General features: G+C 69.6%; 24 protein-coding genes. 9 read left to right on the top strand and 15 right to left on the bottom strand.

What is annotated here, in order from left to right:
* Positions 1–93: 93 nt before the first annotated feature.
* The 3 genes from ABGB08_RS39500 (at position 94) to ABGB08_RS39490 (ending at position 1,324) form a co-directional block, all read left to right on the top strand.
* Positions 94–273, top strand: coding sequence for a hypothetical protein (locus ABGB08_RS39500; RefSeq protein ID WP_347601461.1), 180 nt, complete (start codon positions 94–96; stop codon positions 271–273).
* Positions 274–335: 62 nt separating this feature from the next.
* A complete protein-coding gene (locus ABGB08_RS39495; RefSeq protein ID WP_347601459.1) occupies positions 336–872 on the top strand; it encodes a hypothetical protein in 537 nt (178 codons plus the stop codon).
* A complete protein-coding gene (locus ABGB08_RS39490) occupies positions 869–1,324 on the top strand; it encodes a hypothetical protein (protein WP_347601457.1) in 456 nt (151 codons plus the stop codon). The genes ABGB08_RS39495 and ABGB08_RS39490 overlap by 4 nt, the downstream gene beginning before the upstream one ends.
* A gap of 446 nt (positions 1,325–1,770) precedes the next feature.
* Here ABGB08_RS39490 and ABGB08_RS39485 read toward each other — a convergent pair whose 3' ends face one another.
* The 9 genes from ABGB08_RS39485 to ABGB08_RS39445 form a co-directional block, all read right to left on the bottom strand.
* Positions 1,771–4,755 carry an NACHT domain-containing protein gene (locus tag ABGB08_RS39485; protein ID WP_347601455.1) on the bottom strand — a complete coding sequence of 995 codons (2,985 nt, stop codon included), beginning with the start codon at positions 4,753–4,755 and terminating at the stop codon, positions 1,771–1,773.
* Between the two features lie 79 nt (positions 4,756–4,834).
* Positions 4,835–4,972 (bottom strand): hypothetical protein, encoded by a 138-nt coding sequence (locus tag ABGB08_RS39480; protein ID WP_347601453.1) that lies wholly within the window; start codon positions 4,970–4,972, stop codon positions 4,835–4,837.
* Positions 4,973–5,041: 69 nt separating this feature from the next.
* Entirely contained in the window at positions 5,042–5,974 is a 933-nt protein-coding gene (locus ABGB08_RS39475; protein WP_347601451.1) for a site-specific integrase, read from the bottom strand.
* Positions 5,971–6,339, bottom strand: coding sequence for a hypothetical protein (locus tag ABGB08_RS39470; RefSeq protein ID WP_347601449.1), 369 nt, complete (start codon positions 6,337–6,339; stop codon positions 5,971–5,973). The genes ABGB08_RS39475 and ABGB08_RS39470 overlap by 4 nt, the downstream gene beginning before the upstream one ends.
* Before the next feature lie 129 nt (positions 6,340–6,468).
* Entirely contained in the window at positions 6,469–7,650 is a 1,182-nt protein-coding gene (locus ABGB08_RS39465; protein WP_347601447.1) for a pentapeptide repeat-containing protein, read from the bottom strand.
* Positions 7,651–7,735: 85 nt separating this feature from the next.
* Positions 7,736–10,816 (bottom strand): Tn3 family transposase, encoded by a 3,081-nt coding sequence (locus tag ABGB08_RS39460; protein WP_347601445.1) that lies wholly within the window; start codon positions 10,814–10,816, stop codon positions 7,736–7,738.
* A 138-nt stretch (positions 10,817–10,954) separates the two neighbouring features.
* The gene (locus ABGB08_RS39455) at positions 10,955–11,677 is read right to left on the bottom strand and encodes an aminotransferase class V-fold PLP-dependent enzyme (RefSeq protein WP_347601443.1); all 723 of its coding nucleotides are present in this window, start codon (positions 11,675–11,677) and stop codon (positions 10,955–10,957) included.
* On the bottom strand, positions 11,674–12,936 hold the full coding sequence (locus ABGB08_RS39450; RefSeq protein ID WP_347601441.1) for an MFS transporter: 1,263 nt from the start codon (positions 12,934–12,936) through the stop codon (positions 11,674–11,676). The genes ABGB08_RS39455 and ABGB08_RS39450 overlap by 4 nt, the downstream gene beginning before the upstream one ends.
* Positions 12,933–14,270 (bottom strand): MBL fold metallo-hydrolase, encoded by a 1,338-nt coding sequence (locus ABGB08_RS39445; RefSeq protein WP_347601439.1) that lies wholly within the window; start codon positions 14,268–14,270, stop codon positions 12,933–12,935. The genes ABGB08_RS39450 and ABGB08_RS39445 overlap by 4 nt, the downstream gene beginning before the upstream one ends.
* Before the next feature lie 58 nt (positions 14,271–14,328).
* Between ABGB08_RS39445 and ABGB08_RS39440 the strand changes: the two genes are divergently transcribed.
* Positions 14,329–14,982, top strand: a complete 654-nt coding sequence (locus ABGB08_RS39440; RefSeq protein WP_347601437.1) for a metalloregulator ArsR/SmtB family transcription factor — start codon at positions 14,329–14,331, stop codon at positions 14,980–14,982.
* A 248-nt stretch (positions 14,983–15,230) separates the two neighbouring features.
* Here the strand turns inward: ABGB08_RS39440 and ABGB08_RS39435 are convergent, their stop codons facing one another.
* Together ABGB08_RS39435 and ABGB08_RS39430 are read right to left on the bottom strand one after the other, a co-directional pair.
* Entirely contained in the window at positions 15,231–15,995 is a 765-nt protein-coding gene (locus tag ABGB08_RS39435) for a methyltransferase domain-containing protein (protein ID WP_347601435.1), read from the bottom strand.
* Positions 15,996–16,273: 278 nt separating this feature from the next.
* Positions 16,274–16,441: a hypothetical protein gene (locus ABGB08_RS39430; protein ID WP_347601433.1), complete on the bottom strand. Its 168-nt coding sequence runs from the start codon at positions 16,439–16,441 to the stop codon at positions 16,274–16,276.
* Positions 16,442–16,724: 283 nt separating this feature from the next.
* Between ABGB08_RS39430 and ABGB08_RS39425 the strand changes: the two genes are divergently transcribed.
* The gene (locus ABGB08_RS39425; RefSeq protein WP_347601431.1) at positions 16,725–17,090 is read left to right on the top strand and encodes a VOC family protein; all 366 of its coding nucleotides are present in this window, start codon (positions 16,725–16,727) and stop codon (positions 17,088–17,090) included.
* Between the two features lie 61 nt (positions 17,091–17,151).
* Here ABGB08_RS39425 and ABGB08_RS39420 read toward each other — a convergent pair whose 3' ends face one another.
* A complete protein-coding gene (locus ABGB08_RS39420; protein ID WP_347601429.1) occupies positions 17,152–19,695 on the bottom strand; it encodes a LuxR C-terminal-related transcriptional regulator in 2,544 nt (847 codons plus the stop codon).
* A 149-nt stretch (positions 19,696–19,844) separates the two neighbouring features.
* On the opposite strand from ABGB08_RS39420, the gene ABGB08_RS39415 reads away from it, so the two are divergent.
* The 4 genes from ABGB08_RS39415 (at position 19,845) to ABGB08_RS39400 (ending at position 23,133) form a co-directional block, all read left to right on the top strand.
* The gene (locus ABGB08_RS39415; RefSeq protein WP_347601427.1) at positions 19,845–20,441 is read left to right on the top strand and encodes a hypothetical protein; all 597 of its coding nucleotides are present in this window, start codon (positions 19,845–19,847) and stop codon (positions 20,439–20,441) included.
* Complete coding sequence (locus ABGB08_RS39410; RefSeq protein WP_347601425.1) at positions 20,442–21,176, top strand: class I SAM-dependent methyltransferase; 735 nt, start codon at positions 20,442–20,444, stop codon at positions 21,174–21,176.
* Positions 21,177–21,283: 107 nt separating this feature from the next.
* Complete coding sequence (locus ABGB08_RS39405; RefSeq protein ID WP_347601423.1) at positions 21,284–22,567, top strand: FAD-dependent monooxygenase; 1,284 nt, start codon at positions 21,284–21,286, stop codon at positions 22,565–22,567.
* Positions 22,564–23,133 carry an OsmC family protein gene (locus tag ABGB08_RS39400; RefSeq protein ID WP_347601421.1) on the top strand — a complete coding sequence of 190 codons (570 nt, stop codon included), beginning with the start codon at positions 22,564–22,566 and terminating at the stop codon, positions 23,131–23,133. Before ABGB08_RS39405 ends, ABGB08_RS39400 begins: the two co-directional genes overlap by 4 nt.
* Before the next feature lie 58 nt (positions 23,134–23,191).
* On the opposite strand, the gene ABGB08_RS39395 is transcribed toward ABGB08_RS39400, so the two are convergent.
* From ABGB08_RS39395 to ABGB08_RS39385, 3 genes are read right to left on the bottom strand one after another with little or no spacing between them, the layout of a single operon-like run.
* Positions 23,192–24,430 carry a DUF6596 domain-containing protein gene (locus tag ABGB08_RS39395; protein ID WP_347601419.1) on the bottom strand — a complete coding sequence of 413 codons (1,239 nt, stop codon included), beginning with the start codon at positions 24,428–24,430 and terminating at the stop codon, positions 23,192–23,194.
* Positions 24,427–24,768, bottom strand: coding sequence for a YciI family protein (locus ABGB08_RS39390; protein WP_347601417.1), 342 nt, complete (start codon positions 24,766–24,768; stop codon positions 24,427–24,429). The genes ABGB08_RS39395 and ABGB08_RS39390 overlap by 4 nt, the downstream gene beginning before the upstream one ends.
* A gap of 41 nt (positions 24,769–24,809) precedes the next feature.
* Positions 24,810–25,208 (bottom strand): VOC family protein, encoded by a 399-nt coding sequence (locus ABGB08_RS39385; protein ID WP_347601415.1) that lies wholly within the window; start codon positions 25,206–25,208, stop codon positions 24,810–24,812.
* Positions 25,209–25,476 lie beyond the last annotated feature (268 nt).

The following is a 25,476-nucleotide window of genomic DNA, read 5'->3' as shown; positions in this document are numbered from 1 at the left end:
ACTGGCCCCGGACGAGCCAGCGTCTGACTTTCGTTGCGGTAGTCACGGTCCGCCGGCCCGCAACCCGTTGCCGTAATCCCGCCCGCCCTCCTGGTGGAACCGAAGGAGGTGTTCCGGCGCGAGGTGACCGACCGCCACGCCCTGCCCGTCACCCTCTGGGCCAGCGAGCCCGTACCCGAGCACGGCCCCGAGCCCGACGCCGACCAGCTGGCGGCCGACCGGGCCTGGCTGTCGGGGCGCCGGGAAACGGGCCGGGCTACGCTTGCGGGGTGAGCGAGTCCTCGAGTGGGACGCCGAATCCACCGACCGACTTTCCGGCTGGCCGGGACATTCACGTGCGTATTGAGCCGCCGGACCTGTCGGGGTTTCTGCGGGACCTGTCGGAGCGGATCGCGCAACTCACGGATCTGGTCGCCGAGTCGCAGCGTGAGTCGTTCGCGGGGACGCGTCAGCTGACCCGCGCGATGGCGGAGGCCAGGGGCATCCTTGAGGGGATGGTGGATCTGCAGCGCACCCAGCTTGAGGCTTTGCGGACCCTTCCGGTGGCCGATGAGCGGCAGGCTCGCCAGTTCGAGGATCTCGTCGCCCAGCTGGATCTGCTGAACGCCCGGTTGGTGCCGCTGACAACCGTCGATTTCGGGACGTCGGCGACCACGGCTGTGGTCTTCCGGGAGCCAGAGGCAAAGCCGGGGTCGCGCGCGATGCCGTCAGCGCGTCTGCCGACCCCGCAAGAGGTCCTCGAGCAGCGGATCGAGCTGGAGGCGCTGAGGGTCCGGTACGGCGAGGATCTGCTGGCCCGCGCCCTGGGAAAGGTCACTGATGCGGGCCATGACGCGCTCGGAGTGGTCGAAGCGGCTCAGGGGGAGTCGTGACCGCGTTCGAGCCGTACCAGAACAAACAGGTAGGCGAGTTAATCGAGGGCCTATCCAAGCTCCCGCCCACCTACTTCAGGCCGACCCTCAAGCTGATCGAGGCCCAGCTCGAACACGAATACGACATCGAGAAGCTGCGCACCGAACTGCTGTTGCAGAAGGAACGCAACTCCCACCAGCTGTTCACCCGCGGCCTGGCCGCCGGGTTCGTGATCGTCACTGGGATGGTCGCCGCGTCCGTGGTCGTCGGCGTACAGGGGCATTTGTGCTGGCCGGGCTGCTGCTGGGGCCGGGCCCCATCGTGCTCGCCGCGCTGTTCGTGCTCCGCACCATCGACACCAAGCAGCTGCGGACCGCCGAACGCGGCCACACCGCTGCCCTTTCCACACAGCCTCCCCCAGCACAGTAGCCCCGGTTCGGGCTCGGCTGAGCCACATCGCGACCGCGACTAACTCCAGTCGGTCTTCGCCCGCTCCAGTACCTCCTCCAACGAGTCGGGCCTCGGCCAGGACGTCGAGGGCGGTCTCGCGGGCGCGGGCGGCCCACACAGCGCCGGCACCGGTCCCGGTGTGGGTGCTCGTGGCTAGGACCGCCTGCGATAGTAGGCGCAAGGCGGTCTCGCTCGGGTTGCACCCGAACGTCACCGCCTTCAGCAGCTTGGGCAGGCCGCGCCGGTAGTGGTGGGAGTAGGAGCCGCGCAGCTTCACCCGGACCCGGGTGTTGAACTCCTTCTCGTTCGCTTTGGCCTCGGCGATGATGTCTTCCAGCGTCCGCTTGCCCACCACCGGATACAGGGCCTTTCGGACGATCTCTTCCGGGGGTGCCAACGCCGAGGACCTGGCGACCCCCCGCCAACACCAGCAAACCGGCCACCGCGACACGTAACACCCCCAGGATTCTATGACTCCTCCCGGGCCGGCAGCAGATGAGGAGCCGACCGCGCCAAGACGGCCTGGAACGGGTTACGGGACCGCCGGGTGCCAGCCGACACCGCCCTGCCGAGAAGGACGGCCGCCGCGGCCGCCGCCGCGACCACGGTCCACCCCATCCAGGCTCCGTATGCGGCGACGGTGGCGGTCGCGGCGTACACCGTCAGACCGGCCACGGCGACAGGACCGGCGATCAGCAGCTGAGGGACGATCGTCCTGCGCAGCACCGTGAAGCCCTCGAACCCCGAGCCGATCTTGTCCAGAAAGATGAACACCGCGCAGAACCCCGTGAGCGCCACCGCCGCTCCGACGACCCACGACCCCTGACGCCATACCCCGAGTAAGCCGACGATGACGACCCAGCAGGCCAGCGCGCCCCATACGATGTTGCGGATCCAGCGCAGCGCTCGCGGCTCCGGCGTGCCCTCCGCCAGTTCCTCCCAGTCCTGCCGGGTGCCTGGCCTGACCACGAAACTCGTCACGAGTTCGAGCCTGACGTCCCGGTCGAGGGCCGCGAGCAGTCGCCCGTCCGCGCCGGCGTCGACGATCCTGTTGAGGGTCCTCTCCTCGCTTGCGTCGGGGACGTAGTCGGTCGGCAGGATCCCCCACAACCCCACGTCTTCGAGTTTTCCGTACAGCCTGTCGAAAGCGGGCGGGCCGAGCAGTTCGTACAGGTCGTCCAGCGAGGGCGGGAGGCGGTCTCCGAGGGCACGCATCCCCTCGCGCGCGCGGGCGCCCAGCCTCCGCCACCACCCGCCCCGGCCGCTGCGGCGTTCCATCCCGGCGGCGTACAGCGGCAGAGCGATCAGCGGAGCTATCGACGGCACCTCCGGAGCGGTGTCTTGAGCGCCCCCGTCAACGAGCCAGGCGACCCGGCCGACCACCGAGGCCAGGCGCGCCGGCCATTCCCTGCGGTACGGGCCGGCGACCCAGTCCAGCCGTTCGCCCGGCACCACGTCCTCGCGCCTGTCCTTTTCCAGTACGGCCCACACGTCGGCGCTGTCGAGCAACGCCGCCAGCCACCACGCGGCGTACACCGCCACGGCCTCGCGGCCGAGCAGGGCGACGAGCGCCTCAGCGGCGGCCGGCGTGCCGATCTGGCCGATCTCGTCGATGGCCCACCGCTGGCCGCGCTCGGCGGGCCCGCGCAAGGTGGGCAGGGCCAGCTGGCCCATCCCGCGCAACTGCGCGCGGGCGAAGTCGTCGAACCTGGCGAACCTCGCCAGCAGCTGGGCGGCCCTGGGGTGCCCGGTAGCCGCGAGCGTGCGCATCGCCTGGTGGCGGGCCCCGATGACGGTCCGGTCCTCCGGCATCAGCTCCACGACGCGCACCAGCTCCTCGAACACGGCCTCGCCTCGCGGGCCGCCGGCGCCAGCGAGCACGCCGAGCGCGCGGACCGTCGAATCCGTCAGCGCGGCGCCGGACGTCAGCTGGCCGAGGAAACGGCCGACGACGTCGTCGGCGAATGCGTCGGCGACCTGCGCCGCCTCGGCCAGGCAGTGCACGACCAGCACCTTCCCGTCCTCGCCCTCCTCGGCGTAGATCGAGCGAAGCAGCGGGGTCGCGTCGGCGGCGCCGAGCCCGCACCACAGGCGCACGACCTCGCGCCACGTCTCGGGATGGCGTCGGTAGCGCGCGAGCAGGCGCGTCCAGTCCGTGCCCTGTTCCAGAGCTGCCAGGTACTCCTGCAGCGTCAAGTGGGCGAAGACATGGGGTTCCTCGGCGCCGGGGAGGGCGATCAGCAACCTGCTGCGCTCGACGATCTCGCGGATGACGCCGTCGGCGTCGGCGCGGTCGAGGTGGAAGTCGTCGGCCTCCGTCCTGATGACGGCCAGCAGGTCACGGCGGACGATCGCTTTGCGGTCACGTTCCTCCCTGCTCATGAGCGTCAGCGCGGCCTTGCACAGGATCGCCAGTTTGAGCGCGGGGGTGTGGCGGGTGACGTCGCCGCGGCCGCGTGCGTCGTCGCGCCGGAGCAGGTAGTCGATCGCCTTCTCGTAGAACTCCGAGCGGGAGCGTGGCATGTGCTCGGCCCGCTCGCCGAAGACCTTCTCCAGGTGCAGGAAGGCGATCATCGTGAGCAGCATCGGGCTTCGCGCGAGGCCCAGGACCTGCGGGTTGGCCTGGAGGGCGGCGACCAGCGTCGCCATCCGCTCGTCGTCCTTCAGCAGGTGGCGCAGCAGCAGGCGCAGCGCGGCGTCGTCGAAATCCGCGACCTTGACGGGCTGGCCGAGTTCTGCGGCCAGTTCTCCGTTGTAGACTTCGTCGCGGCAGGTGACGACGATGGGGCAACCACCGTACTGCCCGGCGAGGTCCCTCAGGTCGGCCAGCGCAGCCGCGTGGCGGTCGCGCAGCACCTCGTCGAGGCCGTCGAAGTACAACCGCAGGCGGCCTTTGCCGAGGGCGACGTCGAGGTCCTTGACGGTGGACTGCCACTTGCCGTGGCTCAGGGCCCTCGCGATAAGGTCCTTCAGCGTCGCGCCGCCGGTGCCGTACCTGTACAGCTCGACGAGCACCGGGATGGGCCGGTCCCTGCGCGGCCTTCGTGCCCACTGCAGCATTAGGTGCTTGAGCAGTATCGACTTCCCCGCCCCCGGCTCGCCGACCAGCACGGCCCGGTTGGTCTCGCGTAGATGCTCCTGCAGGTCGAGTCGGCCGCCGTCGGACTGATAGCGAACGGGGACATAGACGTCTTCGACGGCGATCGGGGCATCGTCGCGGCGGAACCCCAGCGTGTGGGCGCCGTACCTGTCCCTGATGGAGGCCGCGTACATCTTCAGCCTGGCACGCGAGAACAGGCCCCGTCTCCTGCCGGCCAGCAGGCGGTCCACCGCGTGTTTGCCGAGTTCCTCGATCATGCCGCCGGTGAACTTCTCGACAAGCCAGACCACCACGACCAACGCGACCGCCGCGAGCCCGTACGACAGCAGCGAACTGACGGAATCCGCCGGCACAGGACCCCCATCCGAAAAGGAACGGTCGATCCCCGATGCCGCCATTATTCCAATCTTCAGCCGCCGTACGACGCGCGCCTCACCGCGCCCAGTCCGCGAGTACGGCGAAGTCGGCCTCAGTAAGCCCGCGCGCGGGATCGACGCGGTGCAGCAGGGCCCGGCCGGAGTGGTCGTGCTCCACCCAGAAACGGTCGGCCTCAGTGATCTCGTCGTCCACCCAGGCGAACGTGTCACCAGCCCAAACGCCGATGATCAATGAGGCTGAGCTGGTGTAACGCACTCGGAATCAGCGTCGGCGACGACCGGGGTCGTGCTCGGCGAGCGCGGCGGCGACGGCTTCGGTGCTGGGCTGGACGTAGATGCCGAGAGTGCGCAGGTTCCGGTGGCCGGACAGGGCCATGAGCATGGAAGAGGACCAGCCATCCTCGCCCAGGTGGGTCAGCCGGGAATGGCGCAGCTGGTGCAGGGTGTAGCCGTGCCCGGTCGGGTCGATGGGTGTGGTGGCCTGCTTGAACAGGTACTCAGCGCGCTCATAGGACAGGCGGGCGCGTCCAGTGACCGGGCACAAGTCGACGGCGGCCGGAGTGCGGGCCGGGCCGGGGCGCCGGTCGGTGAGGAAGAGCGGACCGCTGGTGCGGCCGGAGAGCAGGCGGGGCAGCAGGCGGGCGGTGCCGGACTGCCACAAGATCCAGTCAGTGGCGCCGCCCTTACGCCGTACGCGGCCGCGTTTGGCCTCGGGCACGATGTCGCTGACGTCCAAGCCGAGCACCTCCACCGAACGGGCCGCGCTCTCATACAGCAGCCGAAAGAGAGCCTTGTCGCGTAGTGGCAGGTCGCGACGCTGCCACAGGGCTTCGATCAGGTGCCGGTCGATGACCTTGGTGGCGTCCGAGTCCTCCTTGCGCCGCTCGATCAGGGCGGTCAAGTCAGGTGCGCCCCACCGAGGGGCTGTCCAGGCGGTGAAGGAACGCAAGGCCGCGCGGTGCCGGTTCCAGGTGCGAGGCGCCGCCTGCGCCCATGCCTCGGCGAACACTGCGGCGGTGTGTTCGGCCGTCAGATCGCTCAGCAGGACGCCGTCGCCGAGCGCGGCCCGCAGCCGGGCCAGCGTCTGGCCGTAGGAGCGCAAGGTGTCGGCGTCCAGGTCACGACGATGAAGGAATGCATCGGCGGCTTGGCCCAGGGTGGTGTCGGCCAGCGGGGCGGCCGCGGCCGCGATCACCGGGTTTTGGGCTGGACGGCGGTGACCGGGCCGTAGGCGGTGAGCAGGTGCGGGGTGAGGTACACCCCGGCGGCGGCACCTTCGTGCTCGCCGGGGTCGTGGTCGCGCATCCTCCAGTGATCACGCTGGGTGCCGGCGGGGTCGGACGACTGGCGCTGCCAGATGTCGCCGTCCAGATCGGAAACGGCGGTGACGTCGTAGGGGATGTCGTCGCCGGGCCCGAAGCGCACGCCGCCGGGGGTCTGCTCGCGCCGCACGACGGCGACCAGGACACGGGCGAGGGTTTCGGCGTCCTCGACGCCCGCCGCCTTGAGCGGAGAGATCATGCATGCCCACAGGTGGGCGTCGTTGCGGGTCTTGGCCACGAGGTGCTCCGCTCCATGTGACAGAGAACGTGTCGCCTTCGACCCTAGAGGCGCGCACGTGCGCCCCTGGTGGGAACGCCTCAAGAACTCTCTATGTGACAGGGAATCGTCACTTCCCTGTCACATTAATCAGGTCGGTTTCCGTCTCGTGGCTTGTTTGGTTGTGGACTGTTTCCAGGTGAGCGTTCCAGTGCCGTCTGGTTCCTGCTTGACGATCCATCCGGGAGGCCAGGTGCTGGGCTTCTTGGTGACCTCGGGACTTACTGCGTTGAGATCTTGGATGTGCGCGCCCTCCAGGTGGATGGCCTTGGCGCCGCCCTCGTAGGTGGCCTCGTCAAAGTCCGCGCTCCCGGAGAAGGTCGCCCCATCGAACCGCGCGCCCTTGGCGAAGGCGACGTTCTGGAAGGAAACGTGGCGGCGGAAATGGGCACCGGGGAAGAACTCGTCGGCGTTGAACCGGACGTCTGTGGCGAACCTCGCGTACGAGAACCGGGCATTGTAGGTGAAGGAGGCACCACGAAAGTCGGTATGGCCGCCGAAGGTGGCCCCTTGGAAGAAGGCAAGGTCACAGATCAGCCCGCGGCATATCGTTTCGCCTACGAACCTCGCATCGTGGCACGTCACGACGCCGACGCGACAGTCGCCCAGGAAGAAGTCGACCAGGCAGGCCCCGGTAAGATCGATGTCGATGCCCGGCCAGAACGTCTCCGGAACAGCCCCCTCGTCCCGTTGACCTTTGTAGATCTCATCGCGCAGGTGCGCAGCGAGAACACGCTGCGCGGTAAGGCGGACCTGGAGTTCCTCGCTCCTGCTGTGCTCCAGGTCGTCGTGTTCTGGTGACTCGGCTGGCGGCGTGAAGGGCATCCGAAGATACGCACAGATGACGTCCACAACGGTCTGGCGGTGACCAGGGCTGTTTTGACCCAGGCGCTCCAGCGCATACAGGCCACCCAGCCGGACAGCCGCCTTATCGTTGCCCAGTTGGTCGACGGCCTTGACATAGAGGTCGGTGATGCGGCGTTCAGCGGCATCGTGTTCGGTAGCGGTGGCGACCCGGTCGTCGTGGATCTGGGACTGGTGATCGACCTCTTCGCGGTGCGCTTGGGCGCGTTCGTTAAGCCACTGGCGGCGCACGGCGAGCAGCAGCGCGAACGCGCCACCAGTGCCAGCCGCGACGGTGAGACCGGTGCGGATCGCGTCGATCCGCAAGCCCGCTCGCTTGTCGATTGTGGTCTGGTCCGCCTCGGCCAGCAGCCAAGCAGTGGACGCCCAGGTGGCGCCGACAATGGCGACCACACCGATGAGCACCATCCACCACGGCATGACCTTCAAACGACGTGGCCGCGCCGCAGTCTCATGATCCTCAAGTCGACGAAGCTCCACTTCCCCTGCCACCTCAGCTCTCGACGACGGGAAACCCGGTCAAGTCCAGGCGCCGATCGGGCCGCAGTTGTACCGTCCCGTACGGCGTCATATTGGTGTGAAAGAGCGGGGTGAGGCCACGCCGGTCGACGTCGGTCAGCACGTCGGCCCACGCGGGTTCGGCCACGGTGTCTTGGATCATCAGCGTGTTGATGTAGGCGAGGCAGCTTTGTAAGATCATCAAGCAGAGCATGCCAAGCTCCTGCTCCTCGCGCCGGTTGGAGGCCAGCTCGCCCCGCTTGCCGAACCTGATGTAGTCATTGACTCCGTTGTAATTCTCCACCACGTTCAGCCCGGACTCGGTCTCGTGCTGAAGATCGCGATCTCGCAGCCAGCGAGACAGGAAAATGGTGCGCTGGGCGCAGCCGACCTCATACATCGCCGAGTAGGCCGGGTGGGTGGTCTCGCCGGTGAAGCGACGCAGCAGAGCCTCGGTGGAGGCGGTGCCCTGCCGGATCGCCGTCGCATACTTGATCATCAGGTCGTAGTTGTTCTCGATGAGCTCGGGCCTGATCGGCCGGGTCAGCGCCGGCCCGAGCATCGGGTAGGCGAAGCGGTCACCCTTGCCTGGCAGGTACAGCTTCATGATGTTGATCTGCTTGAACCGGGCGACCAGGTCGAAGTTCAGCAATCTGGTCACGCCGAACCCGATGATCGAAGCGCCGTGGGAATCGACATAGTTGGTCTCCACGGTCATGCTCGTCTCGTGCCGCATCGCGCCCTCGACCATGGCGTGCACCTCGGAGGCCGAGCAGGTCAGATGCTGGCTGTAGATGGCCATGGAGCCGCCCGTCTCGACCGTCCAGTAAATCAAGACGCCGCGCTTGGCCCTTTTGTACCGCGAGTGGTACTCGGTGAAGATGTTTTGATCGAAGGCGGAAAAGTGCGTGGAGTCGGAGGCCACCGCAGTCGTCCCTTCACCCCACAGCCAGCTCTGGCGGGCGGCGAAGGTGGCGTTGGCGATCACCTTGGCAACCTGCCGCGCCCCGGCCACCGACAGGAAGCGGCGGCGGGAGTAGCGCAGGTCCTCCTCCGAATAGGGATGCTCGCCGGAGGCGACCGAGCGGATCCCCGCGCCGGTGCCGTAGGCGTAGATCACCAGCAGCATCCGCTCGAGGAACTCGCGCGGATCCATGCCGATGCGGGTCCCGGCCGGGATCAGGCCGTCCAGGCAGCCGGTCCGCAGTGCCGTCTCGGTGAACATGTCCAGCAACGGCACCACGCCCCACCGCTGGCGGACCGCGGCCTTAAGCTTGCGCAGGTTGCGGGGTTCGGGGAGCGGCTCCAGCGGGGTGAGCAGGATCGCGCCGCCCTTCTTGCGCTCGACGATCCGCAGCCACGGCAGATCAGGCAGCGCGTCGTGTAACGCCGACAGTTCGGCGTCCATCTCCTCGATCAGCTCGCCAGTGAATCGCCTGGCGTCCAGTGGCTTGCGGAGCTTGGCGTAGTTCTCGACGCGGCGCTCCTCGTAGTCCTTGGGCAGGTCGTCGTCGGGGTTGCGCCATTTGAGAGCCCCGTGCACCCAGATCTCCTTGCAGCGCAGCTTGTCGCGCAGTGTCTGGAACACCCCGCACTCGTACACACTGCGCAGGATCCGCCGGCGGCCCGCCTTGTCGGTGCGATACATCAGCTCGGCCAACTCCGCGGGGATGATCTGCTCCACGGGGACGCTCTCGCCGGTGGCGTAATACTTGGTGTGGTTGGTGCGCTCACTCTTGTACCGCTTGATCAGGGCCAGGGCGGTCATCATCGGGGCGTGCACGGTGTTGGTCGACCCGAACTCCAGCGCCTCCAGGATCTGGATGAGGCCGGTCCGGTAGTGGCTGGTGTAGGACGCCTTGAACACCCGCTGCCGGTGCTGGCGGTAGGTACTGCCCTTGGCCTGGTACTCGTACCACAGCGCGACCAGGGTGTCCACCCCGCCGGGCACCACCGGGTAGATCGCCTCGCTGACCACCTCGTCCGGAGCTTCCAGTGCGGCCTGGGTCATCTTGAACAGGATGTTCTCCTTGCCCGAGACCCGCTTGAGTTCGGCGACAAACCCCTCGGTCACCTTGGTGTCGGCGCGGGCGTTGATCCGCTGCACCGTGGTGATCAGCAGGTCAACCAGGGCGTCGGTGATCTCCCGCTGGCGGCAGTGCAGGTAGGCCGCCAGCAACGTCACCTTGATCTCGTCCGGATGCGCCCGCAGATGACTGGGTGCCTCGGCCGCGACCCTCGCCCGCCAGGCCGCCAGCACACCTGGCGCGACGTCGTCGAACACATCCCCGGGCAGGCCCACCGCCCTGATCGCACCGAGCTTGAACACCTCCCGCTCCATCGTCTTGACGCTGACGTTGCCGGGCTCCTCCCGGATCGCCGCGAACACGTCCGCGCCCTCGGGGCCTGCCTCCTCGTGCTTCGCTTCGCCCTGGTCTTCGTCTTGGTCGTGGCCCGCCTCCGGCTGGCCAGACTCGGCCTCATCGGGGTCGCTGGCGTCATCGTCGTCGCTCTGGTCCCTGCGCCGGGCGATCAACGTGAGCATTCGCTCGATCACCTCCGCCGGGATCCGCGAGGCGATCCGCAACGTCAGGGTCTTCTCGGCCTGATCAAGCCCCGAGCCGACGATCCGCAGCAGCCGCAGCTTGGACGGCGGCTCGATCTGCTCTTCCTTCAAATGGTTCAGCAGCGCCACACGGACCCGATCAGGGCGCCGCTCGGCCTTACAGACATTGCCGACCAGCCACTCGGCTGCCTTCTCAGCATCGTCCACCCCGCACTCGCGGAACCGGGTGAACTTACGGATGTCAGCGCGGTGGTCCTTGCTGGTACGCCCATCCCACTCGTAGAACGCCAGATCCAGGGCGGGCACCTTCACCGCCCGGGCAACGTAGTCGACTGCGTCATCGGGCAAGTCAGTCCGGCCACGGGGGAACCGGCCATGGAGCTGATGGAACTTCAGCATCAGCGCGAAGGCCAACTTCGTCGGCCCTCGCCGCCCCGCCAGCAGCTCCATCTCCTCATCGAGGAGCGTCCAGTTCCCGACCAACTCGTCTTCGTCGACGACACGCGCCACGTCGCATCCGGCTTTCTCGCGGGCTGACGGCCACCGGGCCGCCGCAGGACCAACCCCCGAGACCGGATCAATATTGACCGTACGCGACCGGGCACGTCTCCCATTTCGCGAAAGATCCGCCAGAAGCCGATGAAGACCTCACTGACCAGCCTCAATACGCTCGCGTGTACTTGGTGACAGCCTCCTTAACGGCAGGTCGTACAGGGCGCCGACCCCCTTGGGGGCATACATCTTGTGCCCGACCATGGTCAGCAGATCGACCCCCAGCGCGGGCACATCGACGGGTAGCCTGCCGGCGACCTGGGCGGCGTCGGTGTGGAACAGTGCCCCGGCGGCGTGGGCAAGGGCGGCCAACTCGCGGATCGGCTGCACCGTGCCGGTCTCGCCGTTGCCGTACGCGATCGACACCAACGCGGTCTGCTCGCCGAGCGCGACCTGAAGGGCAGCGGCCTGAACGCGGCCATGGTGGTCCACGGGCAGCAGGCGAACGGTGAAGCCGTCTCGGCACAAGCTGTGGCAGGACTCCAGCACGGCGGGATGTTCCGTGGCCAGGGTGATGATCTGCCGCCTGCCCGCATCCGAGGCGGCGAGCGCGGCACCGCGCACGGCGAGGGTGTCGGCCTCCGACCCGCCCCCGGTGAACACGATCTCCTCCTGTGCGGCGCCGAGTAGCGCGGCCACCCGGCCCCGGGCTTGGTCCAGGGCTTGCCGCGGCGCGTGAGCGTAGTGATGGCCGCTGGAGGGATTGCCGAAATGCGTGCTCAGGTAAGGCAGCGCCGCCTGCAGCACGGCGGGATCGACGGGCGTGGTGGCGTTGTAGTCCAGGTAGATGGGCCCGCCGGCGAGTGCGGGATGGGTCATGGCGTCCTCCGGGGATGGGTTTCGCGCATGCGAAGCGCGACCAGTGCTCCGGAGGCGGCGGTCAGCGCGGCGACGGTCCAGATGGCGGCGCTCAGGCCGTACAGGTCGGCGAGAAGGCCGGCCAGCAGCGCGCCGACCGCGAAGCCGCCGTCGCGCCACAGCCGGTAGACACCGACCGCGCGGGCCCGCCAGGCCGGGTGGGCGACGTCCCCGATGACCGCCAGCAGCGTCGGGTACACCAGGGCGGTGCCGATGCCGAGCAGTACCTGCGCCAGCGCCCAGAGCGCGAAACCGTGCCCGGCCGCGACCGCCGCGATGGCGGCGGCCTGCAGCAGCATCCCGGCGGTGATCAGGTGCTTGCGGCCGACGTGGTCGGACCACCAGCCGGTGAACATCTGCCCGAACCCCCACACGGCCGGATACAGCGCGCCGAGCACGCCGATCTGGGCGACGCTCAGCCCGGCTGCGGCGAACAGGATCGGGAACAGGCCCCACGCGAGGGCGTCGTTGAGGTTGTTGACCATGCCGGCCTGGCTGGCCGCCGACAGGGAACGGTCGCCGACGCTGGTACGCCAGGCGACCTGCGCGGTCGACGGGCCGGACGCGGCGTCACTGGAGGCAGCGTGGGCGGTGTGGGTAGTGGCCTCCAGCCGGGCGTGCTCGCGGGTTTCGCGCACGATCAGCGTGGACAGGCCCAGGCCGAGCGCGGCGTAGGCGGCGCCGAGCAGGAACGGAGCCGGGCGCAGCCCGAAGGAGGCGGCCAGCTGGCCCGAAGCCACGGCGGTCGCCGCGACGGCGAGGTATCCGGCGGCCTCGTTGAAGCCCATGGCCAGTCCGCGCCGCTCGGGCCCGGCCAGGTCGATCTTCATGATGATGGTGGTCGACCAGGTCAGCCCCTGGGAGACGCCCAGCAGCACGTTGGCGGCCACGATCCACGCCCAGGTCGGCCCGAAGGCCAGCATCGCCGGAATGGGCAGCGCGATCAGCCAGCCCGCGACCAGCACCGGCTTGCGGCCGAAGGCGTCGGACAGGGCGCCGGCGAAGAAGTTGGTGACGGCCTTGGTGGCGCCGAAGGCCAGGATGTAGGTCAGCGCCGAGGTGTAGGCCGACAGGCCGAACACGGTGTCGGCGAGCAGCGGCAGCACGACGCGTTCCTGGCCGAGCATGCCGCCGACCAGCGCGTTGACCGCGACCAGCAGGCCGAACTGGGCGAGGTTGGCGCGCAGGCCCAGCCGCAACGGCACCGGGAGCGCGTTCACGCCCCTTCCCGCAGGTGGCCGCCGGTGGCGGTGCGCCACTCGCCCGGCCCGCCGTCCAGCACCCGGACGTGGCGGTGCCCGGCCCGCCGCAGCAGGCTGGCGGCGGTCATCGCGCGCTCGCCGTGCCCGCACATCACCACCGTCGGCTCGCCGCCCACCCGGTCGGCGTGCATGCCCAGCTCGCCGAGTTCGATATGGCACGCACCAGGAAGGTGGCCCGCGGCGTACTCACTGTCTTGGCGGACGTCCAGCACCGCCGTGTCGCCGACCTGGCCGGGGCCGACCAGCGGGATGGTGGAGGTGGGCCCGTCCCATGGTCCGGTCAGTTCGCCGAGCAGGTTCTGGTACCCGATCTTGAGGGATTGCCAGCGGATCTCCTCGGCGTCCTGATCCGGGTTGCGGACGATGATGTACGGCGTGTCCGCATCCAGCAGCCATCCCAGCCAGGAGGCGAACTGCTCTCTCAGCGGGATCGAGATCACCCCGGGCACGTGAGCGGCGGAGAAGTCGCCGATCGGGCGCACGTCCACCACGACCGCGCCATCGGCCACCCGGCCGCGGACCTCGGCCGCGCTCAACGCGGGCACCACAAACGCAGCGGCCTGGTCCACGATCGAGGGGCCACGACGGTTGATCTCGCCCAGCCGCAGGAAATACGGCGGAAAGCTGCCCAGCGCGGACAGCAGTTGCGCGACGAAGGCGTCCTCATTGGCCACCTGGAGCAACGGGTTGCCGGCCTTCTCCGCCGCGATCGTGGACACTCGCCCGGTGCCGGGCTCGGCCGAGCAGAACGAGCCCGCGCCGTGGGTGGGCCACACCGCCGTCCGCCCGGGCAGCTCGGCCAGGCGGCGCAGCGATCGGTACTGGGCACGGCTGAGAGTCTCGACCTGCTCGGAGCCGAGCAGGTCGGTACGGGCGGCACCGCCGGCAATCAGCGAACCGCCGGTGAAAACGCCCTCGATCGTGTCCCCGTCGACCAGCAGGAAGGACAGATGCTCGCCGGTGTGCCCAGGAGTGGCCCACGCGCGCAGCATCAGCCCGCCCAGGTCCACCTCATCACCCTCGCGCAGGCCCTCATGGTCGAAAGCCCGCGCTCCGGCGGCCGAAGCCAGAATGCGGGCGCCGTCTTCGGCGGCCAGCTGGATCGCTCCGGACAGGAAGTCGGCGTGCAGATGGGTGTCGGCGGCGAAGGCAACCGTCAGGCCGCGCCGTACCGCCTGGGCCTTCAGCGCGCGGAGGTCCCGTGACGCGTCGACCGCCAGTGCTCGCCCGTCGCCCAGATCGACCAGGTACGAGGTGTTGCCGAGCCCTTCGTCCGGTACGGGGATGACCATGATTGCCTCCTTAGGGACCATCTTATACAATAGTCCATGGATTTATGGAGGAATGTCAATGAGTGACAAGACCGCGCTGTTCGAGGCGTTCGCTCAGATCGGCAAGGCGTTGGGTAACGCCAAACGGCTGGAGCTGGTTGAGCTGCTGGGGCAGGGGGAACGGTCGGTGGAGGTGCTGGCTGCCACCGCCGGGCTCGGGCTTACCAGCGCCTCCAACCACCTGCAGGTGCTCAAGCAGTCCGGCCTGGTCGCCACTCGCAAGGAAGGCACCAAGGTCTTCTACCGGCTGGCCGGCCAGGACGTGGCGGGGTTGTGGGCGTTGGTCCGCCAGGTCGCCGCCGCCCACCTGGCCGAGGTGGACCGGGCCCGCGCCGCCTATCTGGGCCCCGAGGACACGGAACATCTGACCAGGGCCGAGCTGCTCGGCCGCATCCAGGCCGGTGACATCACCCTGATCGACGTCCGCCCGCGCGAGGAGTACGAGGCGGGCCACATCCCCGGCGCGTGGTCCATCCCGGTCGAGGAGCTGCTGGATCGTCTGGCCGAGCTGCCCGAGGACGGCACTGTGGTCGCCTACTGCCGAGGGGCTTACTGCGTGTTCGCCCACGACGCCGTCCGCACCCTGACCGCGCACGGCCGCGACGCGCTACGCCTGCAGGACGGCATGCTCGAATGGCGGCTGGCGGACCTGCCCGTGGAGGCCGGAGCGTGACCCGCCCGCTGACCTGGCGGGACGACCCACGCCTAGGACCTCGCTCGTGCCCCCTATCAGCGTGTTCACTCATCACGTGCGACCTCGTGCCGTCTCGCGCAACTCGGGGCTAGGGCCATGGCAGGGTGCGGGCTGGGCCGGGCACCGGCCCGTTTCCACGGCGCCGACGGCAACCAGGAAGGCGACGGTGATCTGCTCGGCCTTCTCCATCCCGGTGGTCGGTCTGTCTTCTTGGCGGCTTGGGGGTGTCAGGGGCGGGCGGCGGCGAGAGTGATACTCCGTACTCCATAGGCGCTGCTGGCGTTTTGAGCCTGCTCGGTGAGGAATTGGTAGCGCGGGACGTCGTGCAGTGTCGTGATCTTGAGTCCGGAGTTGTCGATGGCCGTGCGGTAGTCGGCTTGGGGGGCGGCGCCGCCGATGCAGGCGGACCATAGGTCGGCGTTGCAGGTGACGGTCTGCGGCAGCGCGGTGTCGGCGACGATGTCGGCGATGGCCAGCCGTCCTCCCGGCACCAGGACCCGGGCGGCCTCGCGGAACACCATGCGCTTGTCCGGGCACAGGTTGATGACGCCGTTGGAGATGACGACGTCGAACGATCCGTTGGGGAATGGGAGCTCTTCCAGTCGTCCGGGCGTGAACTGGATGTGGGTGGCCCCGTCGCGCAGACGTTCGGCCTTGGCGAGTTGGGCCGGGGTCATGTCGATTCCGGCGACGTGGCCCTGCGGGCCGACCAGCGCGGCGGCGGCGAAGGAGTCGGTGCCCGAGCCGCTGCCAAGGTCTAGGACCCGCTCCCCGGGCCGCAGGGAGGCCAGGCCGAGGGCGTAGCCGACTCCGGCGAAGGATGCGAGCGCCTCGGCGGGAATGCGGTCGAGCAGGTCGGTGGGATAGCCGAGCTGCTCGGCCAGCGCACGGCCGATCGGGAAGTGGTAGTCGGCGTCGGGCCGTTCGGCTACCTGGGTGTAGAGGGCCTTGACCTGGCGTACGAGCTCAACGGTGTCGAGTTGACGTGGCATTGCCGTTCCCCTTCTCAGCTATCCGATGAATCTCATGACTAGGTAGGTGCTTCCATCCCGTTCTGCTGAGATGAGGAGGGAGCGTGGGAGAGCGGGCAGGCAAGGGACTCGCTCCACGACGGGTCCGCGGTAGCGGCCATGGCGCTGGCCAAGGGCCAGCCGCCGAGAATCGACGTGCTCATCGCGAGCACGCACGAGCCCATCTCCGTTTCCTAGTTACGGCGGGAGTTCGGGTGCCCGGCCGGGGGGCAGATTCCGGCCGGGCATGCATGTCGCGGTCATGAGGTACGGAACATGCCGAGCCCGGCGCGGCGGCGACGGCTCGCTCCCCGCTGGTACGCCTTCCTGGACGGCTGGGCCTCGCTCGCCCGGCGGTGGCTTCTGGCCTCCTCATGAAGCTCCGCCACACGGCTGATGATCAACTGGTAGTGCAGTTCAGGACCCATGTGATTTCTCCTTGGTTCGTCTTTTGATCCGGCCGAAGGCCCCAGACCCGCATCAGGCGGATGCTCGGCGCGCGATAGTCTGCACCGAATTGCTCATCACCACGCCTTTCGCCGGATTAGTACTCCGCCAGTCAACTCCGTGCCTCGCGCCAGCACATCCGTGGTCCGCACGGAAAGCCGCTCCGTACCGGGGGTTCGCGGTGGAGGTCACCCGGTTCGGCTGCGCGTCGCAGCCGGTCATCCTGCGCACCGCACGCATCCTGGCCCGCTAGATTGCGCACCCATGAGTGAGATCGGCTTCGGCCTGGTCCTGGACGCCGCCGACCCCGAGGCGCTCGCGCCTTTCTGGGCGGCGGCGCTGCGCTACACCGTGGTCGGCGGTGTGGGCGCCTACGTGCTGCTTGTGCCTGAGGGGCGCAGCGGTCCCAAACTCCTGCTGCAGAAGGTGCCCGAGGGCAAGAGCGGCAAGAACCGCATGCATCTGGACATCGAGGTGCTCGACATCCAGGCGGAGGCCGACCGCCTGGAAGCCCTCGGTGCCCGGCGACTCCGCCCCGGCGCCGTTGGCGAGCACGGCCATCGCTGGATCCTGATGGTCGACCCTGAAGGCAACGAGTTCTGCGTGTGTGACGCGGGCACCGCCCAGTGAACTGGGCCAGTGTCATAGCACGGGGTCCGATCACGATCGCCGTGCGCAGCCGGAAAGTGTGTCAGGTAAGAGCTGGCCGGGAGCTATCGCGCTGGCCGGACGAGGTGAACCGCAGCGCCTGCGCCGGGGACAGGCATTCGCCCTCGCCATAGGCGGTGGCGAAGGCCCCGGCACCCAGAACCTGCACCAGGGACCGGCGCAGCTCCTCGTCGGGTGGCTGGATGGGCCGCATGTGCGCGCTGGCCGACTCGCGCGCGGCATAGGCGGTGCCGAGGAGCACAGCTGCCTGCTGTGGGTGGTTTCGGGCGGTGAGTACTGCGGCCAGGGTTTCGAGCGCGCCCACCAGGACGACCGACTGGCCGGCCAGCACGATCACCTCGATGCTCGCGCGCAGCAGCTCCTCGGCTCGGGCATGCTGTCCCTGCTCGTGGGCTCGTTCGCCGATCATGTGCAGCGCCCGGCCGGTGCAGCGCTGGTCGCCGCGCCGACGCAGGATGGGCAGGCATCCCTCCATCAGCCGGGCGGCGTGGTCGTGGTCGCCGCGCAGCCAGGCCAGCAGGCCGAAGCCGACCGTCGCGTGCACCTGGTCGTCCTCGCTGCCGGAGGCCTCGGCCAGTTCCCGGCTCTCGGCCAGCCACCGGTGCACCTCGTCGTCGCCGACGCCGGCGTACATCGCCCGCTGCGCCATGATGAACAGCGTGTTGGCCGCGTACATGTGATCGCCGAGCCGGCGGAAGGACGCCACGCTCTCCCGTCCCCAGCGGAGCGCCTCGTCCAGCTCATGGGAGGATCGGGCCAGGCAGAGCGTGGTAACGCTACGTTCCCAGGGGTGCTCGTCGCCGAACAGGGGCAGCGCTTGGTTCAGCGCGGGCAGCACCAGCTCCGACTGGATCCAGGTCGCGCTCATCCCGACGGCGCGGATCGCCACAGCGCGGGTGAGGTCATCGAGGCCGTCCGACAGTCGCTCCGCCTGCCTGGCCAGGTCGAAGGAGGCCTGGGCGTCCAGGGGTTGCAGGATCTCACTGGCCGCGGTGAGCCCCATGACGGACACGGGGGTGGCGGGCGGATCACCGATGGCCAGCGTTCGCCGGGTCCATTCGTGGGCCTCATGGCGCTGACCCGTGATGTCCCAGAACCGCTGCAACGCGGCGATCGATCGCCAGGCCGATTCGATGTCGCCGCTGGCGACGCTGTAGGTCAGGGCAGCGCGCAGGTTGGGCTGCTCGGCGGTCAGCCGGTCGAGCCAGGCCCGCTGGTCCGGGGTGCGCAACTGCTCGGCGGCCCGTTCAGCCAGGGCGAGGTAGTGGGCGGCGTGCTGTCGGCGGGTGGCGGGCTCGGCGCCGGAGGCGGCCAGCCGTTCGGCGGCGTAGGCGCGGATCGTCTCCAGCAGGCGGTAGCGGCGGCTGCCGAGATCTGTGGCGGACACCAGCGACTTGTCCACCAGCCTCGGCAGCAGGGTGATGACGGTGCTGCTGCCGGGACGGCCCGTCTCGCACACCGATCGGGCCGCCTGGTAGTCGAAGTCGGCGGGGAACACGCCGAGCCGATCGAACAGCGCCCGCTCGTCGTCGTCGAGCAGTTGGTAGCTCCAGTCGATCGCGCCGCGCAGCGTGCGCTGCCGCGGCAGCGCGGTCCGGGCGCCGGCGGAGAGCAGCTCGAAGCGCTGGTCGAGGTGCTCCACCAGCTCGACCGGCCCGAAGCTGCGCATTCGCGAAGCGGCCAGCTCGATCGCCAGAGGTAGCCCGTCGAGCCGCTGGGTCAGCGCCGCGACGGCGGGGGCGATGGCGTCGGTGAGGGTGAAGCCGGGTGAGGCGGTCGCCGCGCGGTCGAGGAACAGGCGTACGGCGTCGTAGTCTCCGGCGGTGGCGGCCTGGGAGGCGTCGCGCGGCGGAGGTACGGGCAGCGTCTGCACCTGGTAGCTGACTTCGCCGGGTACGCCGAGCGGTTCGCGGCTCGTCGCCAGTACCCGCAGCCGGCCACCCGCGTTGAGCAGGTCGGCGACGATCTCGGCGGCCTCGCCGACCACGTGCTCGCAGTTGTCCACCACCAGCAGGCCGCGCATCCCGCCGGCCATCTCGCGCAGGACGTCGCGCAGCGACCATCCCGGCTGCGACACCACGCCGAAGGCCCGCGCGAAGGTGTCCTCGACCAGTTCCGGCTTGACCGGTGCCAGATCGGCGAGCCGGGCGCCGTCCGGGAACGGGTCGGTGTGGACGGCGGCGAGACGCAGCGCGAGCCGGGTCTTTCCGACCCCGGCCGGGCCGATGAGCGTCACCAGGCGATGGGCGTCGATCAACGCCATCAGCTCGCTCATCTCCTTCTCCCGGCCGACGAGGCTGGTCAGGGGCGTGGGAAGGGCCGGGCCGGTGCGGTCGGCCCGGCGGAGCCGCAGGCCCATGTCGACCAGTGCCGCCCGGTCGGTGGCGCCGAGTTTGCGCAGCAGGGCGGCGATGTGGCTCTCCACGGTCCGCACCGAGACGTGGAGCCGGTCGGCGATCTCGCGGTTGCGTAGCCGCTCGGCGACCGCCGAGAGCACCTGGGCCTCCCGTTCGGTGACGCCGAAGCGAGCCAGCTGCTCAGCCATACCGTCCTCGGAGCGTGTCATGGGGGCATTGTGCGGCATTGTGCGGCCACCCGGGCACGCTGCGATACGGAGGTGCCATCCGTGCAAAGAGCCGTACATCGCACGGATGAGTCATCGCAGGTCAGCACCGACGCTAGAGGAACCAAGCCGCACCGGCGGAAGGAGAGACTATGCACAAGATCGGTTTCCTCAGCGTTCCGGAACCCACCGCCGAGGGCCGGCGTGTCTTCGATGAGGACATCGCCGAGCTCGGCTACGTGATGAACGTAACACGCCTGTGGGCCTACCAGCCCGCCACGGCGACCGGGCTGTTCGACCTGCTGCGACGCGCGAACTCCGCCGACAACCTCAGCCTTCGTCAACGCTTCATCCTCGTCACCGCGTGCGCGTCGGCTTTCGGCGACTCCTACTGCTCGCTGATGTGGGGATCCAAGCTGGCCACGGCGAGCGACGCGCAGACCGCCGCGGAAGTGCTGCGGGGCGCCGACGACGGCCTGAGCACCAGTGAGCGGGTCATGGCCGGCTGGGCTCGCAAGGTGGCGCGCGACCCCAATGCCACCAGCGAGGCAGATGTGCAGGCGTTACGCGACGCGGGGTTCAGCGACTCGCAGATTTTCACGATCACGGTGTTCGTCGCGCTGCGCCTGGCGTTCTCGACCGTCAACGACGCGCTCGGCCTTCTTCCCGACGCCGCCCTCCGCTCCACCGCGCCCGCAGAGGTGCGCAACGCGGTCACGGCCGGCCGTCCCATCGAGGAAGAGAAATAGATGATCGAGCACCCGAACGCGACAGCCGACACGACGCCACCGGCAGACGCCGGCCGCGCGCTCGCCCAGCGACTCGCCGCCGACTCCATCGCCGATGGTGACGCCACGGGCTGGTTCGAGACGCTGTACGCGGCTGCCGAACAGGGCACGGCGACCGTGCCGTGGGCGGGTCTGGCACCCAATCCACGCCTGGTCTCCGCACTGGCTGGCTTCACCGGCGGCGGACGCCGCGCGCTCGTGATCGGCTGCGGGCTGGGCGACGACGCCGAGCACGTCGCGTCGCTGAACTTCACCACGGTGGCCTTCGACGTATCGCCGACGGCCATCGCCGGGGCCCGGCGGCGCTTCCCGCGCTCCTCCGTGGAGTACCTCACCGCCGACCTGCTGTCACCCCCACAAATGTGGACGGGCGGGTTTGATCTGGTGGTCGAGGTCTTCACGCTGCAGGTCCTCACCGGCGCGGCGCGGCGCGCGGCCTTCGCCCGCACCGCCCAGCTGGTCGCGCCCGGCGGCCGGCTGCTGGTCATCGCGGGGGCGCGTGACGAGCACGAGGCCCCCGGCCAGATGCCCTGGCCACTCACCCGAGCCGAGATCGGGTCTTTTCGCGCGTACGGACTGAGCGAAGACTCCGTCGTGGACTTCATCGACGTCGAGGAGCGGGGGCGGATCCGCCGCTGGCGAGCCTGGTTCACCGCTCCCGATCGTGCCGATCAAGAAGAATCCGACCCCGTTTGATCCGTCGGCGTACCGGCGCGGCCACCGCAGAAGGCGTGGGCGAACCGCCACCGCCCTGCTGTCTACCTCCGGGAACCACCAGCTGAACTGAGATGGAGCGATACCTCATGACAAGCGCGCCGCGCCACCACCACGACGTCGTGGTGGTCGGGGCCCGAGCCGCCGGCGCGGCGACCGGCCTGCTGCTGGCCCGGATGGGCCACGACGTCGTCATCGTCGATCAGACGCAACTGCCCAGCGACACCCTCTCCACCCACCAGATCGACCGCAGCGGCGTGGTGCAGCTGCACCGGTGGGGGCTGCTGGAGGCGGTGCTGGCCAGCGGAGCACCCGCCATCCGGCAGGTCAGCTTCACCCTCGACGGCCAGACCACCACGCGAGACATCAAGCAGAAAGCCGGGGTGGACTGCCTGGTCGCGCCGCGGCGCTACCTGCTGGACGCCATCCTCGCCGAAGCGGCCACCCGGGCGGGGGCTCGGCTGCGGCTGGGCGTGCACGTCGACGGAGTCCGCGTCGACGACACCGGCCGGGCCGTCGGCGTGTACGGGTGCGACGCCACCGGCGTCCCGATCGGCATCGGCGCCCGCTTCGTCGTCGGGGCGGACGGCCTGCGCTCGTCGGTGGCGCGCTCGGTCGGCGCCGAGATCATCGAGCACCGCGGCGACGCGGGTGCCACCCAGTACGCCTACTACGGCGGCCTGGCCTGGAGCGGGATCGAATTCTTCACCGCGGATCGCAGCCTCGCCGGGGTGTTTCCGACCCACCACGGGCAAGCCTGCATCTGGGTGTGCACCCCCTCAGCCGACGCGCACGCCGCCCGGCGCGGCGCCGCCACCCGCGCCGAGGCGTACGAGGCGCTGTTGCGGCGGGCCGCCCCCACCTTGGCCGCCCGGCTGCGGCACGCCCGGCGGACCTCACTGGTGACCGGCATGCTGCGCACCCCCAACCAGCTGCGCCGCGCCCACGGACCCGGCTGGGCCCTGGTCGGCGACGCCGGCTACCACCGAGACGCGATCGCCGGCCACGGCATCAGCGACGCCTACCGCGACGCGGAACTGCTCGCCGCCGCCCTCGACCAGGCCCTGCGCGGCGAACTCGCCGAGACCGCCGCGCTGGCCGGATACGCCGGTCAGCGCGACACCGCCCTGCGGGAGATCTTCGAGCTCACCTGCGCCATGGCCGCCTACCCGCCCGTGCCGACGTTCACCGAACTGCACAAGCGGATCGGCCGCGCCATCGAGACCGAAGCGACCGCCCTGGCCGCCCGCCGCCTTCCAGGCCGCCCCACGCCGGCCTCCACCCACCCAGCCGCCACCCACCCGAACCCCAGCCGCAAGGCGCCTCATCGGCTGCGCACCCGCGTAGCCACTCATGAAGGAGAACCACTGTGACCACGAGCATCGACAGGCCGACGCGCAACGGCGTCGACACCGCCGGCCTCTTCGCCACCATCGACGCGGTCAAGGCCACCCCGGCCGCCGCCAAGTTCCAGTTCCGGGCCAGCAACGAATGGATCAGCGGGACCCACAGCCGCAGCACCATCGACGACTTCTTCGGCGCCGGCGAGGAGCGCACCCACGAGCGCACCTTCCAGTTCGACGCCGACCACCCCGCCGTCCTCGTCGGCGCCGACCACGGCCCCACCCCGGTGGAGTTCCTGCTGCACGCCCTGGCCGCCTGCCTGACCGCCGGCCTGGCCAACATCGCCGCCGCCCGCGGCGTCCAGCTCACCGAGGTCCGCGCCACCGTCACCGGCGACATCGACCTCAACGGCATCCTCGGCCTCGACCCGGACGTGCGCAACGGATACCAGGGCATCGCCGTCCGCTTCGCCATCACGGGCGACGCCCCGGCCGAAACCCTCCGCCAGATCATCGAACAGTCCCGCGCCCGCTCGGCGGTCTACGACGTCATCACCAACCAGGTCCCCATCACCCTCGAAGTGGACATCCTGTAACCACTCGACTTGATCGTTTGCAGGAGGAAGCGCGACAGGAGGGGAGAACAGATGCGCCTCAGCTCCAGCTGATCCGTTCTTCCAGCAGCGCCTGCTGAGCGGGATTGCTGGTCAGCTCCAGCGCCCGTTCATCCGCCTGCCTGGCCTGCGCGGGCCGGTTCAGGACGCGCAGCAGTTCGGCGCGGGCGGCGTGGAAGAGCGGATAGCGATCCAGCCGCCCGCCCAGCCCCGCCAATTCGGTCAGGGCCGCCTCGGCGCCCTGGACGTAGCGCAGCGCGATCGCCCGGTGCAGGCCGATGACAGGCGAAGGCGAAAGGTGCAGCAGCATGTCGTACAGCACCAGGATCTGCGCCCAGTCGGTGGCCTGGAAGTCGGGGGCCTCGGCGTGGCAGGCCGCGATCGCCGCCTGCACCTGGTAGGGGCCGGGCCGGTGGTGGGCGCGGGCGGTGCGCACCAGTAGCGCGGTGGCCGCCTCGATGGCCTCTCGATCCCACCGGGTGCGGTCCTGGTCGGCCAGCGGCACCAAATGATCGTTGGCGTCGAAGCGGGCCTGGCCCCGAGCCCGATGCAGCCGGATCAACGCCAGCAGGCCGATCACCTCCGGTTCGCCCGGCATCAGGCCGGCCAGCAGCGCGGCCAGCCACTCGGCATCGGCGACCAGGTCGCGGGCCTGTGCGCGCTCCGGCGTGCTGGACAGATAACCCTCGTTGAACAGCAGGTAGATGACGGCCAGCACGGCCTCCAGCCGCTCGGGCAGCTCGGCGGCGGCCGGGACCCGGTGGGGGATCCCGGCCTCGGTGATCTTCCGTTTAGCGCGGGTGATGCGCTGGGCCACCGTGGGCTCCGGCACCAGGAACGCGGCGGCGATCTGCGCGGTCGACAACCCGCACACCACCCGCAACGTCAAGGCGATCCGCGCGGCCGGAGCCAGCGCGGGATGGCAGCAGATGAAGATCAGCCGCAGCCGGTCGTCCGGCCGCGACGGTTCCGGCCAGCGCAGCCGCTCCAGTTTGGCCCGGTAGCTGGACTCGCGCCGCAGCACGTCCAGGCCGCGCCGCCGGGCCACGGTGTGCAGCCAGGCATCCGGCCGGTCCGGGATGCCCTCCACCGGCCAGCGCCGCAGCGCGGTCTCGATCGCGTCCTGCACCAGATCTTCGGCTGCGGAGAAGTCGCCCAGCAGGCTGACCAGGCTCGCGGCGAGGCGGCCCGCGTGTTCGCGTACCACGCGGGCCAGCACCTGCCTGTCCGCCTGCCCGTCCATATACCCGCCGGACGGCTGGTGCCCCGGCTCGGTCATGAGGCGGGGCGGATCTCCACGATCGGGCAGGCCGGCCAGGATCGGGCCAGCGCAAGCGCCTCGTCCAGGTCGGCGACCTTCACCTCGGCGAACCCGCTCACCACCTCCTTGCCCTCGATGAACGGCCCGTCGGTGATGACCGGCTCACCGCCACCCGCCAGCCGCACCGTGGTCGCGGTGTGTACTGGAGCCAGATGCGTATGGTGGGTGATCTTGTCGGAGTTCTCCGCGAACCAGCGGCCCACCGCCGCGTAGGCGGCCTCCCGCTCCAGTTCGCCCATCGCCTCCAGCCCCCGGGCGAACTGTTCGGTCTCCACGAACATCAGCACGTACTTCACTCGGTGCCTCCCGTCGTTCTTCCGGCGAACCTACCCGGCCCTCAGTCGGCCTGAAGGGTCGCGTACAGGTCGACGCCGTTGCCGTCCGGGTCGGCGATGGTGGCATAACGCATTCCCCAGAAGGCGTCGAACGGCTCGGCCAGCCCCCGGTATCCGGCGTCCACCAGCTCGGCGTACTTGGCGTCGACCCCGGCCGGGGCCGGGAACTGGAAGCACAACAGGGTGCGCGGGCCGCCGGTCGGCGCGCTCCACCCGGGCAGGAACGGGGTGCGGAACTGCTCGGTGTCGAGCATGACGTGCAGCCCGCCGGGCAGATCGCAGCCAGCGTGCTCAGGAGAGTGCGGGTCGAGCTTGAAGTCCAGCCCGAGCCGGGCGTAGAAGGCGATCGCGGCCTCCATGTCGGAGACCACGATGTCGATCGTGTTGAGTACTGGGTTCATCAGCTGCCCCATCGTCGCGGCTTGATCGCCTGGTCTATCCGGTGCCAACCCCGCTCTTCTCGCGCAGTCCGCACCGGTCCCTTTACAGCAAGACGATCGGCCGGGGCCGCGATACGACAGTGACCCAGGCGCAGCCGCCAACTAGATGATTGAGTCCAAGGGGTCTGGTCACTTTCAGTGGTCGTAGGCGAGCAGGGATCGCTTGATCGGCTGGCCGGTTTTGTCGTTGTGCCAGATCGCGGCGGTCAGCGCGAGGATCCGTGCAAGC

This window comes from Acrocarpospora sp. B8E8, assembly GCF_039871605.1.
In the GTDB taxonomy this organism is placed as follows: domain Bacteria; phylum Actinomycetota; class Actinomycetes; order Streptosporangiales; family Streptosporangiaceae; genus Acrocarpospora; species Acrocarpospora macrocephala.
The sequence above is the reverse complement of the archived record's forward strand: the minus strand, read 5'-3'. Positions and strand labels throughout refer to the sequence as shown.